Annotated in this window: 14 protein-coding genes; 8 read left to right on the forward strand and 6 right to left on the reverse strand. The window is 63.1% G+C overall.

The genetic code is table 11. From position 1 onward, the window contains the following. Nucleotides 1-4: 4 nt before the first annotated feature. The 3 genes from LDN85_RS20835 to LDN85_RS20845 all read left to right on the forward strand — a co-directional run bounded on the left by LDN85_RS20835 (nucleotide 5) and on the right by LDN85_RS20845 (nucleotide 3,135). Nucleotides 5-1,405: a glutamate decarboxylase gene (locus LDN85_RS20835; RefSeq protein ID WP_026548549.1), complete on the forward strand. Its 1,401-nt coding sequence runs from the start codon at nucleotides 5-7 to the stop codon at nucleotides 1,403-1,405. A 21-nt stretch (nucleotides 1,406-1,426) separates the two neighbouring features. Further along, the gene (locus LDN85_RS20840) at nucleotides 1,427-2,281 is read left to right on the forward strand and encodes a class II glutamine amidotransferase (protein ID WP_223944104.1); all 855 of its coding nucleotides are present in this window, start codon (nucleotides 1,427-1,429) and stop codon (nucleotides 2,279-2,281) included. Between the two features lie 230 nt (nucleotides 2,282-2,511). Beyond that, nucleotides 2,512-3,135 (forward strand): hypothetical protein, encoded by a 624-nt coding sequence (locus LDN85_RS20845; protein ID WP_223944105.1) that lies wholly within the window; start codon nucleotides 2,512-2,514, stop codon nucleotides 3,133-3,135. A 102-nt stretch (nucleotides 3,136-3,237) separates the two neighbouring features. Here LDN85_RS20845 and LDN85_RS20850 read toward each other — a convergent pair whose 3' ends face one another. Further along, nucleotides 3,238-3,663 (reverse strand): VOC family protein, encoded by a 426-nt coding sequence (locus LDN85_RS20850; RefSeq protein ID WP_026543100.1) that lies wholly within the window; start codon nucleotides 3,661-3,663, stop codon nucleotides 3,238-3,240. A gap of 118 nt (nucleotides 3,664-3,781) precedes the next feature. Here LDN85_RS20850 and LDN85_RS20855 point away from each other — a divergent pair, with 118 nt between their 5' ends. Then, nucleotides 3,782-5,725 (forward strand): HNH endonuclease signature motif containing protein, encoded by a 1,944-nt coding sequence (locus tag LDN85_RS20855; protein WP_223944107.1) that lies wholly within the window; start codon nucleotides 3,782-3,784, stop codon nucleotides 5,723-5,725. A gap of 355 nt (nucleotides 5,726-6,080) precedes the next feature. On the opposite strand, the gene LDN85_RS20860 is transcribed toward LDN85_RS20855, so the two are convergent. Together LDN85_RS20860 and LDN85_RS20865 are read right to left on the reverse strand one after the other, a co-directional pair. Next, on the reverse strand, nucleotides 6,081-7,268 hold the full coding sequence (locus tag LDN85_RS20860) for a 4-hydroxybenzoate 3-monooxygenase (RefSeq protein WP_223944109.1): 1,188 nt from the start codon (nucleotides 7,266-7,268) through the stop codon (nucleotides 6,081-6,083). Nucleotides 7,269-7,385: 117 nt separating this feature from the next. Next, nucleotides 7,386-8,126 carry an IclR family transcriptional regulator gene (locus tag LDN85_RS20865; protein WP_223944111.1) on the reverse strand — a complete coding sequence of 247 codons (741 nt, stop codon included), beginning with the start codon at nucleotides 8,124-8,126 and terminating at the stop codon, nucleotides 7,386-7,388. A 174-nt stretch (nucleotides 8,127-8,300) separates the two neighbouring features. Between LDN85_RS20865 and LDN85_RS20870 the strand changes: the two genes are divergently transcribed. Continuing rightward, a complete protein-coding gene (locus tag LDN85_RS20870; RefSeq protein WP_223944113.1) occupies nucleotides 8,301-9,569 on the forward strand; it encodes an aromatic acid/H+ symport family MFS transporter in 1,269 nt (422 codons plus the stop codon). A gap of 18 nt (nucleotides 9,570-9,587) precedes the next feature. Here LDN85_RS20870 and LDN85_RS20875 read toward each other — a convergent pair whose 3' ends face one another. The 3 genes from LDN85_RS20875 to LDN85_RS20885 form a co-directional block, all read right to left on the reverse strand. Continuing rightward, the gene (locus LDN85_RS20875) at nucleotides 9,588-9,944 is read right to left on the reverse strand and encodes an Hpt domain-containing protein (protein ID WP_223944115.1); all 357 of its coding nucleotides are present in this window, start codon (nucleotides 9,942-9,944) and stop codon (nucleotides 9,588-9,590) included. Between the two features lie 73 nt (nucleotides 9,945-10,017). Then, a complete protein-coding gene (locus LDN85_RS20880) occupies nucleotides 10,018-10,806 on the reverse strand; it encodes a signal peptidase I (RefSeq protein ID WP_223944117.1) in 789 nt (262 codons plus the stop codon). Between the two features lie 570 nt (nucleotides 10,807-11,376). Then, nucleotides 11,377-11,982, reverse strand: a complete 606-nt coding sequence (locus LDN85_RS20885; RefSeq protein ID WP_223944119.1) for a TasA family protein — start codon at nucleotides 11,980-11,982, stop codon at nucleotides 11,377-11,379. Nucleotides 11,983-12,211: 229 nt separating this feature from the next. Here LDN85_RS20885 and LDN85_RS20890 point away from each other — a divergent pair, with 229 nt between their 5' ends. From LDN85_RS20890 to LDN85_RS20900, 3 genes are all read left to right on the forward strand, one after another. After that, the gene (locus tag LDN85_RS20890; protein WP_026548601.1) at nucleotides 12,212-12,967 is read left to right on the forward strand and encodes a ZIP family zinc transporter; all 756 of its coding nucleotides are present in this window, start codon (nucleotides 12,212-12,214) and stop codon (nucleotides 12,965-12,967) included. A gap of 133 nt (nucleotides 12,968-13,100) precedes the next feature. Further along, nucleotides 13,101-15,491, forward strand: a complete 2,391-nt coding sequence (locus LDN85_RS20895) for a nitrate reductase (protein WP_223944120.1) — start codon at nucleotides 13,101-13,103, stop codon at nucleotides 15,489-15,491. Continuing rightward, nucleotides 15,488-15,949 carry a hypothetical protein gene (locus tag LDN85_RS20900; RefSeq protein WP_223944122.1) on the forward strand — a complete coding sequence of 154 codons (462 nt, stop codon included), beginning with the start codon at nucleotides 15,488-15,490 and terminating at the stop codon, nucleotides 15,947-15,949. Before LDN85_RS20895 ends, LDN85_RS20900 begins: the two co-directional genes overlap by 4 nt. Nucleotides 15,950-15,958 lie beyond the last annotated feature (9 nt).

The following is a 15,958-nucleotide window of genomic DNA, read 5'->3' on the forward strand; positions in this document are numbered from 1 at the left end:
CCCCATGAGCAGATCCCACAGAACGTCACAGCATGAGCCGGACACCGCCGTCGAACTTAATCCCCTGTTCAGCCGGCCGGGAGAGTCCACCATCTTTCCGCGCTTTACCCTGCCGGAAGCCGAATCGCTGCCGGCTACGGCGTACCAGGTAGTCCACGACGAAGCGATGCTGGACGGCAACTCACGCCTGAATTTGGCGACGTTCGTCGGTACGTGGATGGAGACCGAAGCATCCACGCTCTACGCCGAAACGTTCGATAAGAACATGATCGACAAAGATGAGTACCCACAAACGGCGCTGATTGAGACCCGGTGCTGGCGGATGCTCGCAGACCTGTGGAACGCGCCGGATCCGGAGAAGAGCATCGGAACCTCCACCATCGGATCCTCGGAGGCCTGCATGCTGGGCGGCCTGGCGTTGAAGCGACGATGGCAGCATGCCCGGCGGGCCGCGGGGCAATCCACGGAGAAGCCCAATCTGATCCTCAGTTCGGCAGTGCAGGTGTGCTGGGAGAAATTTTGCAATTACTGGGACGTCGAACCCCGGTTCGTGCCGGTCTCCACCGATCACCCCACTCTGGATGGCCACGATCTGGACAAGTACGTGGACGAAAACACCATCGGGGTCGTAGCCATCCTGGGAGTGACCTATACGGGCAAGTACGAGCCCGTGCAGCTGATTTCGGAGGCGTTGGATGATATTCAGGCCCGCCGCGGCCTGGACATTCCCATCCACGTGGACGGAGCCTCGGGAGCGATGGTGGCCCCGTTCCTTCAACCGGAGATCATGTGGGACTTCCGGCTGCCCCGCGTGGCTTCGATCAACACATCCGGCCACAAGTATGGGCTCGTGTATCCCGGCCTCGGGTGGGTGGTCTGGCGGGATGCTGCGGCCCTTCCCGACGACCTGATCTTCCACGTCAGCTATCTCGGCGGGGATATGCCCACGTTCGCCTTGAACTTCTCCCGGCCCGGCGCCCAGGTTTTGCTGCAGTACTACCTTTTCCTGCGTCTCGGCTTTGCCGGCTACAGGTCCGTCCAAGCCACCTCACGCGATGTGGCCCTGTACCTTTCCCATGAAATCGGAGCCATGGACGCCTTCACCCTGTGGAGCGATGGGTCCGACATTCCGGTGTTTGCCTGGCAACTCAGCGACGGCTACACAAAGCATTGGAACCTCCATCACTTGTCCGAGCGGCTGCGGATGAACGGCTGGCTGGTCCCCGCCTACCCCCTGCCTGACGGACTAAGTGATGTGACCGTGCAGAGGATCGTGGTCCGCAACGGTTTCACACGGGACCTTGCCTCCAGTTTCCTGGCCGACCTCAAAAAGGAAGTGGACTACCTCGACAGCCTCACAGCACCAATGCCCACGGACAAACAATCCGAAGGCTTCCACCACTAACCCCGGGAAGGGCAGTTGCCCATGTGCCGTCTCTTCGGTCTCCACGCCGGCCCCCGGCCCGTGCGGGCCACGTTCTGGTTGTTGGAGGCCCCGGACAGCCTCTCGGTGCAAAGCCAGCGGGAGCCCGACGGCGCCGGGATCGGCACCTTCGACGCCGAGGGCAAGGCCCACGTAGCCAAGCAGCCCTTGGCCGCTTGGGAGGATCACGCTTTCGCGCGCGAAGCACGGGACCTGAAAAGCACCACATTCCTGGCCCACGTGCGGTATGCCAGCACGGGCGCGCTGACCATGGTCAACACCCATCCCTTCGAGCAGGACGGCCGCCTGTTTGCGCATAACGGCGTCCTTCACGGCCTCCCTCACCTCGAGCAGCGCCTTGCGGAACTCGGCGTGTCCAACCTCGTGCAGGGACAATCGGACAGCGAACGCCTCTTTGCGCTGATCACAGCGGAGACACGCCGTGCCGGGGGTAACGTAGGCGCGGGCATCACGGAGGCCGTTGCTTGGGTGGCCCGCGAGTTGCCGGTCTTCAGCCTCAACTTCATCCTCACCACGGCAACGGACATGTGGGCCCTCAGATACCCGGAAACCCACCCGTTGTATGTACTGGAACGTGGCCCCGCGGCATCACCACTGGACGCACGGAGCAAGCGGATCCACTCTCGCAGCACTGACCTCTCCCGGTCCCCGCACGTCCTCTTCGCCACGGAGCCAATGGACGGCAACCCTGGCTGGCGTCCCATGGAATCCGGCGAACTGATTCACGTCGGGCCGGATTTGGCACTGGCCTCCACGGCACCGTTCCCCGAAGCCCCGGGCCATCTGCTCACCCTTGCCGACCTCGAACCGACCGCGGCGGCGTCGCAACAGCCCTGACCTCAACTGCGGCGGTCCGAGCCAAAGGTGACAAGCGCACGACGGCGACCTTCCGCCGTCGTGCGCTTGCCACGTTTCCGGCGTATCACCCGGCAGGTGGGGCCTTTCGGGGGCGGCCGCATCGACATTCTTTTGCCGGTCCAGGAATTTAGTAAGCATCCTTGCTTTCTGCTGGAAGGAGGTGTTTTGCTTGATGTACCAAAGTTCAGGCACCCGGACCAGGAGCTGACATGGCTGACGCATACGACACCGGATCAAGCACCCCCAAAGCCCGCAGGAACGACGTCGTCCAAGCGGAAAAAGAACGCTTTGGCGGCATCAAATGGGGCTCGGCCTTCTTTGGCTGGCTTACGGCGATTGGGATGACCGTCCTGCTCAGCGCACTGGCTGCGGCGATAGGAGTAGGCGTAGGAGCGGCGAACCCGTCAGGTGCCGAACAGGCAGCGGACCAAGCACGGCAGAACCCCGAAACCCTCGGCGTGGCCAGTGGAATCGTACTGGCCATAGTCCTGTTCCTGGCCTACTACTGTGGCGGCTATGTTGCTGGTCGCATGGCGCGCTTTGACGGAGCGAAGCAAGGGCTCGCCGTCTGGTTGTGGGGCATTATCGTCGCCATAATCGTGGCGATCCTAGCGGCGGTGGCGGGCAGCCGGTTCAACATCCTCGACGACCTCAACGGCGCACCCCATATTCCCCTCGACGGAAGCCTGATGACAGCGAGTGGCATTATCGGATTGGTCATTGCCCTGCTCGTCCCCCTCGTCGGCGCCATCCTCGGCGGAAAGGCGGGCATGCGCTTCCACCGGAAGGTCGACCAAGCGGGCATTGACCACCGAACGGGCGTCGGTGGTTGAGTCGGGTTTGGGTCCGGCTATGGCGGGGAGTTGGAGTCGGGTTGAGTCCGGCTGAGTCCGGCTATGCCGGGTTGAGTCCGGCTATTGCCGGGTTGAGTCCGGCTATTGCCGGGGTTCGAGCTCCTGAAACACAGTTACTTGAAGCCCTTCAGGTGCTTCCAGCCGGGAGTTCAGCGACTTCCACGGGGTTTCCCTGGGTTCCGCAATCAAGGTACCTCCTGCTTCGACCAGCTCTTTGGTGGTCGCGGCTGAATCATCCACTTCGAAAGCGATCCGGAGCTTGGCGCTGGGCAAGCCGTCGGCCTCAACCTGGTCGATCATCCGCACCTGTGCACGGTTGGCGATCTCCAAAGTTGCACGACCCGCATCCAAAATGGTGACCCTGGCGTCCCCATCCCCCTCGAAGGCAGCCTGCTCGGTGAGGCCAAGGCCGTCCCGGAAAAATGCCAAAGCCGCTTGGTAGTCATCAGCCTCCACGACAAGGCGCAACTGACGGACGGGTGGTTTTTGACTTGGTTCTACAGTCATGTTGCTACGGTAGGTCCTCGCGCTCCTGCCGCCCTCAACAACATGGGTAGTGGTGCGGTTTTCCACATAGGGCGAATGGGGGATTCAGGCTGTTGGGCTGCCGTGACAGGCTTGATTTATGGAGGACACAGGGCAGATCGTGGAGCGACGGGCAGGTTCGCCCGGCGACGGCGAGGTGCCATCGTTAATCCCGCCGTTCTCCTTCGACACGACCGCCCCAACTACAGCACGCCAACGCCCGACGCCGATGGTCACCCAAGTGGATACCTCCCGCAATACCGGGCTGATTCCGCCGCTTGAGCCACTGCCCGCGACGGCGAGACCGGCGCCCGAGGCGCCCATGCGCGGAGAAGTGCGGGACCCGATGCCCGGGAAAGTACCCGCGGGGACGCCGTGGACTGATGTTCCGGCATGGGAAGCAACACTTCTTGAAGGTGCTGCCGCCGCGGATGCATTGCGTTCCATGGCAGTCGATGAGTCACGGCTGTTTGGGTTTACTGAAGCCGCTGACTTCGCTGGCAGAGTGGAGGAAATCGCCCGCGTCCTGGAGTATGTCCAAGTTATCGCCGCCCATGCCGTGGAGCGGACGCGGACGGCAGCGCAGCAGTCGAGTCCGGGGGCGTTGTCGGCAGCGACGGAATGGCGGACGGGCTGGGTCGAGCCGGTGCCGGTGACGGAGCAGAGGCCTGAGGGCGCAGCGGCTTCCCAGTCCTGGACGGGAACCAGCAGCGCTCAGGCTGGCAGCGCTCACGCTGGCAGCATCGAGACCGGAGCGAAAGCAGGGTCCGAGGCAGGTGTTGCGGGATCGGCCGGTGTCTTGGATGACGGGTACCGGAACGCGGCTGAGTTCTTGCGGGCACGGTTGCGGGTCGGGATCGGCGAGGCCCGGCGCAGACTTGCCCTCGCCCCGGATGTCCTCCCCCAACCCGGCATGACCGGCCAGGACATCCCGGCCCGACGCGGGATCCTGGCCGAAGCCCTGGCCACCGGAGAACTGCCGTCCCGGTCAGCGACCATCATCAGCAGCGCCCTGGACAAAGTCCGGAACCTCACCGACGACGCCACCATCACCCGGATGGAACACGCCCTCACCAAAACCGCAGTCGAGTCCGACCCGGACTTCGTCACCAAAATGGCCAAACGCTGGACCGACCGCATCGACCAAGACGGACCCGAACCTTCCGAAGAAGTCCTCCGCCAACACCAAGGCGCGTTCCTGCGCCGCCGACGCCGCTACGGCCTGCACCACATCGAAATCTTCGCCACCACCGAACAATACGAAACCCTCACCACCACCATGAACACCGCCACCAACCCACGGCTGACCACCACAGTCGCCGGCACGGTCATGGCCGCTGATGCTGACAACGCGGCCAAGACGGGCACCACCAATACGGTGAACAACAGCAGCACGGTCGCCGGCGGCGGCCCTGACCTTGACCGGCGCTCCCGGGCGCAGAAACTCCTGGACGGCCTCACCGGCGCCTGCAACCTCGCCATGACGGCCGCGAAACTACCCTCCGACGGCGGACTCCGACCCCAACTCACCGTCACCATCGACTACAACGAACTCTTCGATCAACTCACCCACCAAACCAGCACCAGCACCGGCACCGGTTTAGGCGCGGGCTCCGGCACAGGCACAGGCACGTTCGCCGGACCCATCCACCCCAACACCATCCGCAAAATAGCCTGCGACGCCGACATCATCCCCGTCCTGCTCGGCAGCGAAGGACGCATCCTGGACATCGGCCGCACCACCCGGATCTTCCCACCCCACATCCGCAAAGCCATCACCGCCCGCGACGGCGGCTGCGCCTTCCCCGACTGCACCATGCCAGCACCCTGGTGCGAAGCCCACCACACCACCTACTGGTCCCACGGCGGCACCACCTCAACACACAACGGCACCCTCCTCTGCAGCCACCACCACCACCTCATCCACAAAGAACAATGGCGGATCGACATGAAAACCGGCGTCCCCTGGTTCATCCCCCCACCCCACATCGACCCCCAACAAAAACCCCGACGCAACCACCACCACACACCCCAACGAACCTAACCACCCATAGAACAACCACCAGCAGCGGCACTGGCACTGGCACTGGCGCTGTTCGCGGTACTGGTACTGCACTGGCGCTGACGCTGTTAGCGGTACTGATACTGGCACTGGCGCTGGCGCTGTTCGCGGTACTGGCACTGGCGCTGGAGCTGTTCGCGGTACTGGTACTGGCACTAGCGCTGGCGCTGTTCGCGGTACTGATACTGGCACTGGCGCTGACGCTGTTAGCGGTACTGATACTGGCACTGGCGCTGACGCTGACGCTGACGCTGTTAGCGGTACTGATACTGGCACTGGCGGGGAATCATGGTGGCCGGCATGCACCGCGGCGCGGCGCGATGACCCAACTGCCGGCTTAGCGCGAGGCCGGCCAGCCCGTGTAGGACTCCGCGAGGTACGCCTTGGCATGTTCGGATGTGACCACGGAGTGCAGTTCGCCGAGTTGGCGGGCCCGGTCGAAGTCGTCGGCTCCCGGCACAGTGTGCAGCATGGACGTCATCCAGTATGAGAAGTGCTGGGCCTTCCACACCCGGTCCAACGCGCGGTCGCTGTAAGAGTCAAGCAAAGCGGTGGAACCGTTGGAGTAGAAGGAATCGAGGCCCTCGAAAAGCATCTTGACGTCGTGGATGGCCAGGTTGAGTCCCTTGGCTCCCGTGGGCGGAACAGTGTGGGCTGCGTCGCCGGCCAGGAAGAGGTTGCCGTGCCGCATCGGAGTGTGGACGAAGCTGCGGAAGGGCAGGACCATCTTCTCCAGGACGGGACCTTCCTTAAGTTCGAACCCGTTGCCGTTGACGCGTTTGCGGAACTCAGTCCAGATGCGCTCGTCGTCCCAGTCAGCCACGTTTTCCTTGGGATCGCACTGGAAATACATGCGCTGCACGGTTTCGGTGCGCTGGCTGATCAGGGCAAAGCCGTTTTCGGAGTTGGCGTAGATCAGTTCATCGGCACTGCGGGGGGCCTCGGCGAGGATCCCGAACCACGCGAACGGGTATTCGTGGAAGTACCACTTGCGGTTGGCTTCCGGGATCTGGAAGCGGCAGTGGCTGCGGGATCCGTCGGCACCCACGAGGAAGTCTGCCTGGATCTCGAATTCCTGGCCGTCCTCGTCCGTGAACCAAACCTTCGGTTTCCCTTCAAGGTCGTGAACTGTGGTGTCCGTGACGCTGTACCGGACGTCGCCGCCGTCGGCCTCCCGCTTTGCGGCGAGATCCATGAACACGTCAGTTTGCGGGTACAACCAGACGGATTCGCCCACGAGTTCCTTGAAATTGATGCGATGGCTCTCACCGTTGAAGCGCAGCTCGATGCCGTCGTGGCGGTCGCCTTCGCGCAGCACCCGGTCCGAAACCCCGGAATCAACCAGCAGGTTTACGGTGCCGTGCTCAAGAATTCCGGCTCGGACCGTTTCCTGGATGTCCTTGCGGCTGCGGATTTCCACCACTACCGATTCGATGCCTTGTTGGGCCAGCAAATGGGAGAGCATGAGGCCTGCAGGGCCTGCGCCCATGATGGCCACTTGGGTTGTGATGGGTGTGCGTGCCATGGTTGTTCCTCGCTTCGTTGCGTATCCCGGCTTGCTCGGAAGCGGGATGAGTCTGGGATCAGTGTGGCCCGCATCGGGTGACTGGCGTTACATTGATTCCGTTGAACGGAATCGGGATCACTCGCCGAGTCGCCGTCCGATTCCGCGGGCTGCCGTTTGGAGCGCGGGGACCAGCGCCTGGAGCCGCATCTCTGCCAGCGGGACAACAACACCAAGGGCCGCTACCGTGCGACGCTTCCCGTCCATGACCGGAACGGCAATGCCCCACGTATCGGGATCTACCACGCCCGCGAGTTGCGCATACCCCTGTTGGGCCGCTTCGGCCACGAAGTGACGCACGACGTCGGCCGTCACCTTTCCGGAAGGGTCCTGGAACTGCTCGAGGTACTCCGCCTGAAGCTCGCGGGTCTGGTGCGACATCAGGGCGAGCCCTGCCGAGGAGATATGGACAGGCATCCTTCCCGCAATTTTCGCCCGGTTGGCAACCGATCCTCGCCGTGAGAGCCGTTCCACGAAGAGCGCTTCCCAGCCGTCGAGCACTGCCAGGTTTACGTTCTGGTTCAGAACCTGCTGGATATCCTCCATGAAGGGCATTGCGGCTTGGCGCAGGGCCAAGGTGGGCGAATTCCTGTTGACCAGTTCCCATAAACGGAGGCCAAGGCGCACCGTCCCGCCAGCACCAAGGTCCAACAGCCTGTGCTCGGAGAGTTGGCGGACCAGCCGATGAGCCGAGGACAGTGGGAGCCCGGACCGTTCGGCCAGCTCGGTTAATTGCAGCGAGGTCACTCCCTCCGGGAAAGCCTCGATCACCCGCACTACGCGGTCAACCACGGAATCTCCCGATGCTGAGTTGGCCACGACGCGCTCCTTTGCTTCCCGACCGGTGCTACAGCGCACCGGTGGACACCTTCCATTCAATGGTAGAACGTGTGCCACGCAACATCGCGCGGTGATACAACTCTCATGACCGACCGAACGTTCTTTGGCCAGGAATCAACAAGCCAGAGTGAACAAAGAAGTACTGAGGACGCTATGCCAACGATGCCATCTGCCCGCCGTTCCCAATGGCCTGTTTGGCTTTGCTGGCTTGCCATGGTGCTGGACGGCTTCGACCTCGTGGTCCTCGGAACCGTGATCCCCACACTCATCAAGACAGGCGAGCTGGGTTTCGACGCGGTTGGAGCAACCTTCGCCGCCACCATCTCCTTGGTCGGCGTGGGTCTTGGAGCACTCTTTATCGCCCCGCTGTCGGATAAGCTCGGGCGCCGCAAGCTCCTGATCGCCTGTGTGGCCGGCTTCTCGGTGTTCACCATCGGCGTCGCCTTCGCGCCGAATGTTGCCGTGTTCTCCCTGCTCCGGTTGCTCGCCGGCCTGGGATTGGGCGCATGCCTTCCGGCGGCCTTGGCCTACATGAACGACTACGCCCCGGCGGGCTCGGCAGGAAAATCAACAACCCGCACGATGACCGGCTACCACGTCGGTGCTGTAGCAACTGCCCTGCTGGCCATCTTTATTGTTCCCAATTGGCGGCTCATGTTCATCATCGGCGGCGTGGCTGGGCTTGTACTTTTGCCCTTCCTATGGGCCAAGCTGCCGGAATCGCTCCCGGAAGCAGCTCCCGCCAAGGCGGACGCGGACCCGGAGGCAGCAGCCGCCGTCGAACATTCAGCAGGCCCCAAGCCAAAGACCGGCTTCCGCGACCTCTTGCAGAAGCCCTATCCAATGGTGGCGGTCGGCATTGGCATCGCATCGTTCATGGGGCTTTTGCTGGTCTACGGGCTCAATACCTGGCTGCCGCAACTGATGGCGGCTGCCGGGTATCCCGTGAGCACCGGCCTGACGCTGTTGCTGGTCCTGAATGTGGGCGCAGTCGCCGGACTGTTCATCGCCGGATTCCTGGCCGATAAGCATGGGACCAAGAAGATCGTGCTCGTGTGGTTCGGATTGTCGGCGGTCCTGCTGGCCATCCTCAGCGTGAAGATCCAGAACGAATTCCTGCTCAACACCGCCGTCTTCGTAACGGGGGTCTTCGTCTTCAGCTCCCAGGTGCTGGTGTATGCCTGGGTCAGCCAACTGTTCCCTGCAAGGCTTCGGGGGACTGCCTTGGGCTTCGCTGCAGGAGTTGGCAGGTTGGGAGCAATCGTTGGTCCTGCAGTGACCGGGACGTTGGTGGCCGCGAACATCGCCTACCCTGCAGGTTTCTATGTGTTTGCTGCCGCCGGCCTGCTCGCGGTGGCAGCACTCTTCCTGGTGCCGCATGAAATCAAGGCCGCCGACAACTCCGTACCGGCCCGCCACTAGCCCTTCTCATCCCGGGGATTACCCCCGGCTCAAGTTCCCAGGACCTTTGCACAAAGACTCCTGCACCTTCACGAGCAATTTCGGACCTGCCGCGAAGCAGTGGTCTGTGGAGTTCTGAAGGGCCGGGAGTGCCAGAACCGCTGAATCAAAGTGATCGTCACGGATCATCGACTCAATGGCACGGCACTGGTTTTCTGTCTCCACAGCCCCCACCATGGCGGAGGAAATCTTAAGGCTCAGCACCGCGTCCATGCTGGCATCGGCATCATGCAGGCACAGTCCGTTGGAAATTCTGAGGATCCTGCCGGGCAGCATACCCAGGTATGTGGACAGGAAACTGACGGCCGGCGCGGAGTCGCCCAATTCCTCAGCCAAAGCTTGCAATTTGCAGGTCTCCAGGAGAGATTCCGACGACGTCCGGCCCTGTTCACCGTGTCTCCCCGTCAGGTCACTCACTACTTGCTGCCTTGGGCTCTGCAGCACCTTCCGGTGCTGTCTTGGTGGGGTTTTTGGTCCAGATGGAGGCGAGCATTCCGATGACCAGGATGCTGGGTGCGCCGTACATCAGGATGTTCATGACGATGGGTTGGCGCAGGGTGCGGATGGCGTTGCCGACTCCGGGGATGGTGGCGACGTGTTTGTCCACGGTGGTTCCTTGGAGGGTGGCGATCCAGGGGTCGATGCCGTTGTTGGCGTCGCCTTTGGTTTGGACTGCTGTGCCGCCGTCGGCTGTGGGGGTGATTTCGGTGATGCGGTGGGTTTCCACGCGTTGGTCTTCGACCGGGATGTGGTAGGTGATGACGTCGCCTGTTTTGATGTCCGTGATGGGGGTTGGGACGGTGACGACGATGTCGCCGGGGTTGATCATGGGTGCCATGGAGCCGGTGAGCATGGTGGAGGTTTGGTAGCCCAGGACGCGGGGGCCGATGGCGAGGAACAGGAACACGAGGGCGGCGAGGACCAGCATGCCGGCGCCGATTCCCCGGGCTGTTTTACCGGCGACGCGACGGAACGTGCCGGCAGTGCTGGTGTTCGGTGTGGCCGCCGCGGACTGCTGCACAGCGGCCGGCGTTAGTGTCGGTGCGTCTGCTGCGGCCTGCTTCACAGGGGCAGCCTCAGGGGCGCAAGGGACGACGGCGACGGCGGCGGGCTGGTTCTCGACCCCGGCCAGGGTGCTCTTCACGGCGGAACGCCGGCCATGGAGGGCTGGTCCGTTGATGCTGGTGAGGGTGCTCATGTCCTGGCGTTCCTTTCGGGGATTGTTCGACTTCTCTCGAGGAGTCTGTAGATGAGTCTGTCTGGCCCCGCTCAGGCTTTCCTGCGGAAAATACTCAAGTCTGGCTCAGGAATACAAGGGACCAACGAAAAATACCGGCGGACCTGATCGGGCAGGGGGGCGCCCGACCAGGCCCGGCGGGGCTTGGTGGTGTTTCTCTGGCGGCGGTCACCGAGGCTTTAGGGCGCCGGGGGTGCGGACGCTGGCGGCTCCGACCCTGCAGGCTCGGACACTTGAGGCCTCAGACTCTGCGGGCTCTGACGCTGGCGGCGCTGGGGCTCTGACGCTGGGAGCGCGGACACTTGGGGCCTCCGACGCTGCGGATCTGACAGCTGGGGACTCCCACGACGTAGGCTCCGACGCTGCAGGCTCGGACACTTGAGGCCTCAGACGCTGCGGGCTATGGCACCGCAGGCCATGCCCGAACTCTGGAAAAGTCCACCCCCGCGGCCGGGGCTGATCGGGCTGGGGTAGTGAATCCGATCAGACCCGGCGGGGGTTGCTGGGTGTTCTTGGTGTTACTGGTGGGTGTTATTTGGTGGTTTCGGTGCGTTGGGTGCCGGTGAAGGAGAAGGCGAGGGTGGAGGTGGCGCCTTGGAAGGTGTTGTCCGCGGTGGCGGGCAGGGTGGTGGTGACTTTGAGGTTGTCGGTTTTGGTGGAGGTCAGGGAGGTCAGGTTGTTCAGGACCTTGTTCGCTGTGATGACCGGGCCGTTGGCCAGGACGGTGGTTTTGGTTCCGGCGCAGGTGTAGGGCGCTGCGGTACCGGTCCAGGCCACGGAGCAGTTCTCGATGCTCAGTTGCAGGCCGTTGGTGGGGTCGGTGGTCAGCAGGGAGGCGGTGGCGCCGGCGGAGGTGGTGAGGGTGACGTTGTTCAGGTCGGAGTTGCCGGTGTTGGCCAGGGTGACGAGTTTTTCGGCTTTGTCTCCGGGGAGCATGCCGGTGACCGGGACGTTGAGGGTGTTCGCGGCTCCGGTGCCCAGGGCGATGGTGACGGTGCCGGCGGTGACGGCCTGGGAGGCGGAGGTCGAGGAGGTGAAGGCACCGTAGGTGCCCATCCCGGCGACAGCGGCTGCGGTGCCGACCAGTGCGACGGAAGCGAGGATCTTGCCGGAGGTGGTCTTGAGGCTGATGGCCATGGGAATCAGTGTCCTTTCGGTGGGCCACCGTGGGACCGGCCGGCCTGTTCTTTGGTGTCTGCCTGACTGGCTGACAAGAACTACTGTGCCGGGGCAGGATCAAGAACAAATCCTGCAAACCCGCAACACTTCCTCAGGAAAAACTCAAGACTCCCCAAACCCCACCAACCCCGTGTGAAACACTGCTTGATGCATGTGAATGGCCGTAGAAGCCGTGGAAAGGGACAAAATGCCGATGTGGCTGCAGGCTTTGTTGTGGGGAACGCTGGCGGGTGGCGCCTTGGTCCTCGGGGCCGGCATCGCCTGGCTGTGGAAAGTACCGCCCAAGATTGTCTCCACGGTAATGGCTTTCGGTGCGGGTGTGCTGATCTCCGCCCTGGCCTTCGAGCTGGTGGACGAAGCTGTCCAAGGGGGCGGGCTGATCCCTACTGTCCTTGGGTTCCTTATGGGTGCCTTGATCTTTGTGGGCTCGAACGTTCTGTTGGCACGCGCCGGAGCTAAGCACAGGAAGCGATCCGGCGGCACGCAGCCATCCGAGAAGGACAGCCCCGGCAGTGGAACTGCCATCGCCATTGGGGCGCTGATTGACGGCATCCCCGAATCTGTGGTTCTTGGTGTCGGGCTCCTCGCCGGGGGCGCGGTCAGCCCGGCCATGCTCGCCGCTGTCTTCATTTCAAACGTTCCCGAGGGCCTGTCCAGTACTGCCGGCATGAAGAGGGCCGGGCGGAAACCGGCGTATGTTTTTGGCACCTGGATTGCCATCGCAGTTTTCAGTGGGCTGGCCGCCTTGATCGGCTACACGGCACTGGAGAACGCCCCGGAGAGCGTCATTGCCTTCATTACCGCCATTGCTGCCGGTGGGATCCTGGCCATGCTTGCGGACACCATGATTCCCGAGGCGTTTGAAGAACACCACAACCTCACAGGGTTGACGGCCGCCGTCGGGTTCCTGAGCGCCTTCACGATCCATCACGTTGGCGGCTGACCGGGGCCACAATCCCACCATCCCACCGGATTAAGCGCCGTAGCCAGCGGATAAAGCACCGTAGCCACTGGACGAATGCTAAGCATGCTGATAATTCTGGAGTAGGCAGTACAGCAAGCAAAGAGGTGGAACCATGGTGGATCGCATCGCCGATATCTGGGGGACCCGAACCCCGTTCCCGGGTGGAGGCGAGTGGCCGGAACGCGCGGACATCGCCCTCGCCGGCGACCTGACAGAAGCCGACGTCGATCATTGGGTTCAGTCCGCCTGCGTGCTCTGCAGCAACGGTTGCGGGTGCGATATTGCGGTCAAGGACGGCGTGATGGTGGGAATCCGTGGCCGGACGCAGGACAGGGTCAACAAGGGGCGGCTCGGCCCCAAGGGGCTGTTCGCCAGCTGGCAGGGCGTAGCCAATAAAGACCGCCTGACCCAACCCCTCATCCGCGAAAATGGGCGCCTGGTGGAAACAGATTGGGACACGGCGATGACCCGGATCGCGAACCGGAGCGCCAAGCTCCTGAAAGACAAAGGACCCCTTAGCCACGGTTTCTACACCAGCGGCCAACTGTTCCTCGAGGAGTACTACGCCTTGGCCGTGATCGGTAAGGCCGGCATCGGAACGCCCCACATGGACGGCAACACCCGCCTCTGCACTGCAACCGCGGCGACAGCACTCAAGGAGACCTTCGGGGCTGATGGCCAGCCGGGGGCGTACGAAGACATCGACAGCTGCGATGCGGTTTTCCTGTACGGCCACAACATGCCTGAGACCCAAACCGTCCTCTGGTCAAGGATCCTGGACCGGCTCGAGGGTCCCACCCCGCCGAAGCTGGTATGCGTGGACCCCCGGAACACCGAGGTGGCCCGTCACGCGGATGTGCACCTGGCCGTCCGCCCGGGGACCAACCTGGCCCTGATGCACGCCCTGGTCCGCGAAGTCCTGCATAACGGATGGCACGATTCCGCGTACATCAACCAGCACACCCTGGGGTTCCCGGAACTGGCGAAGACTGTGGAGGAATGGACTCCGGAGGCCGCGGCCGAGGTGTGTGGAGTCAATGCAGACGACATCCGGGCAGCGGCGCGCATCTTCGGAACCTCCACCAACGTGCTGTCCACCGTCCTTCAGGGTTTCTACCAGTCCTCCCAGGCCACGGCCTCGTCCTGCCAGGTCAACAACCTGCACCTGCTGCGCGGCATGCTCGGCCGGCCGGGTGCGGGCCTGCTTCAGATGAACGGGCAGCCAACCGCCCAGAACAACAGGGAATGCGGGGCCGACGGCGACCTGCCGGGCTTCCGTAACTGGGGAAACCAGGACCACATCGAGGAACTGGCAGCCCTTTGGAACGTGGACCCTGCGATCATTCCGCATTGGGCACCACCCACCCATGCGATGCAAATCTTCCGCTATGCCGAGCAAGGCTCCATCAACTTCCTCTGGGTTTCGGCAACCAATCCCGCAGTATCGCTGCCGGAGCTTCACCGGATCAGGGAGATCCTGGCCAAGCCGGAATTGTTCCTGGTGGTTCAGGACCTTTACCTGACAGAGACGGCCGAGCTGGCCGACGTCGTCCTTCCTGCCGCGGCATGGGGCGAAAAAACCGGAACCTTCACCAATGCCTCCCGGGTGGTCCACCTCTCCGAGAAGGCCGTGGAACCTCCCGGAAACGCGCGCAGCGATTTGGATATCTTCCTGGACTATTCCCGGCGCATGGGCTTCACCACGCTGGACGGCGATCCGCTGCTGACGTGGCAGGGGCCGGAGGAAGCCTTTGAGGCCTGGAAGGAATGCTCATCTGGACGGCCGTGCGACTACACCGGCCTGAGCTATGGCAAGCTCCGCGGTGGAAGCGGCATCCCCTGGCCATGCAACGACCAGCATCCTGAAGGAACCACCCGCCTTTATGGCGACGCCCGTTTCCCCAGCGACCCGGACTACTGCGAAAACTATGGCCATGACCTCCTGACGGGAGCCGAGGTCGGGGAAGAAAAGTACCGCGCCGATGCACCCTCCGGCCGCGCCTGGTTAAAGACCACGGAGTATCACCCACCACATGAAGAACCCGACCATGACTACCCCCTCCGTTTCACCACAGGACGAACCGCCTACCATTTCCACACCCGCACCAAGACGGCGCGTTCACGGCAGCTGAACGCTGCCGCCCCGCGGATGTGGGTGGAGTTGTCGGTCGGGGACGCCACAGCGCTTGGCATCTCGGAAGGCGATATTGTCCGGGTAACGTCACGACGAGGCATGATCGAGGCGCCGGTCCGCGTCAGCGGCGTCCGCCAAGGAACGATCTTCGCCCCCTTCCACTACGGTTACTGGGATTCCTCGCAGGATGGCGCCGGCCAACCGCACGCAACAGCCGCGAACGAGCTCACCATCACCGAGTGGGACCCCGTATCCAAACAACCGATCTTCAAGAATGCGGCAGTGAACGTGGAGAAAATTCGAAGCGGAAACGGCCCGGCCCCTGCACCGAACACCACAGCTTCACGTCCCGCAGGAGGGCCGCTGTGAACCTTCACCTCTATCTAGGGCTCCTTCACCAGGGCGAACGTACCCTCGCAGAATCCTTCCGGCAGGTTTCCTCCGGCCACGGCGCGGAACCTGATATCCATTTCCTGTGTCAGAGCCTCGCCAAACAGTGCGACCACCACCAGGAGCTCCTGCTGCCCGTGGTTGAGCGCTACGGCGAAGGAACCTCGGATGACGAACCGGAGCGGCTCCACGCCGAAGGCTTGTCCGGGACGCGGAGCGGACCCGTTGGAATGCTCCGCGATCTGCAGGACCTGTATCTGTTGGCCAGCCTGGTGGACGTCACCTGGACCATGATCCACCAAGCGGGTTCGGCCCTTCGCGACCAGGAACTGCTCACCATTGTTAAGGAATGCCACCAGGAGACGCAGGTTCAGCTCCGCTGGCTGCAAACCAGGATGAAGCAGGCAGCCCCCCAGGCGTTGCTCGCCGCCGACTGAGACCCGCGC

The organism is Arthrobacter sp. StoSoilB20, from assembly GCF_019977295.1.
GTDB classification, from domain to species: Bacteria; Actinomycetota; Actinomycetes; order Actinomycetales; family Micrococcaceae; genus Arthrobacter; species Arthrobacter nicotinovorans_A.

What these genes read in the sequence shown, in the direction of transcription:
- LDN85_RS20850 (WP_026543100.1), bottom strand. Translation starts at nt 3,663, where the DNA reads ATGACTGTAGAACCAAGTCAAAAACCACCCGTCCGTCAGTTGCGCCTT.
- LDN85_RS20835 (WP_026548549.1), top strand. Translation starts at nt 5, where the DNA reads ATGAGCAGATCCCACAGAACGTCACAGCATGAGCCGGACACCGCCGTC.
- LDN85_RS20840 (WP_223944104.1), top strand. Translation starts at nt 1,427, where the DNA reads ATGTGCCGTCTCTTCGGTCTCCACGCCGGCCCCCGGCCCGTGCGGGCC.
- LDN85_RS20880 (WP_223944117.1), bottom strand. Translation starts at nt 10,806, where the DNA reads ATGAGCACCCTCACCAGCATCAACGGACCAGCCCTCCATGGCCGGCGT.
- LDN85_RS20870 (WP_223944113.1), top strand. Translation starts at nt 8,301, where the DNA reads ATGCCAACGATGCCATCTGCCCGCCGTTCCCAATGGCCTGTTTGGCTT.
- LDN85_RS20845 (WP_223944105.1), top strand. Translation starts at nt 2,512, where the DNA reads ATGGCTGACGCATACGACACCGGATCAAGCACCCCCAAAGCCCGCAGG.
- LDN85_RS20860 (WP_223944109.1), bottom strand. Translation starts at nt 7,268, where the DNA reads ATGGCACGCACACCCATCACAACCCAAGTGGCCATCATGGGCGCAGGC.
- LDN85_RS20890 (WP_026548601.1), top strand. Translation starts at nt 12,212, where the DNA reads ATGCCGATGTGGCTGCAGGCTTTGTTGTGGGGAACGCTGGCGGGTGGC.
- LDN85_RS20885 (WP_223944119.1), bottom strand. Translation starts at nt 11,982, where the DNA reads ATGGCCATCAGCCTCAAGACCACCTCCGGCAAGATCCTCGCTTCCGTC.
- LDN85_RS20895 (WP_223944120.1), top strand. Translation starts at nt 13,101, where the DNA reads ATGGTGGATCGCATCGCCGATATCTGGGGGACCCGAACCCCGTTCCCG.
- LDN85_RS20855 (WP_223944107.1), top strand. Translation starts at nt 3,782, where the DNA reads ATGGAGGACACAGGGCAGATCGTGGAGCGACGGGCAGGTTCGCCCGGC.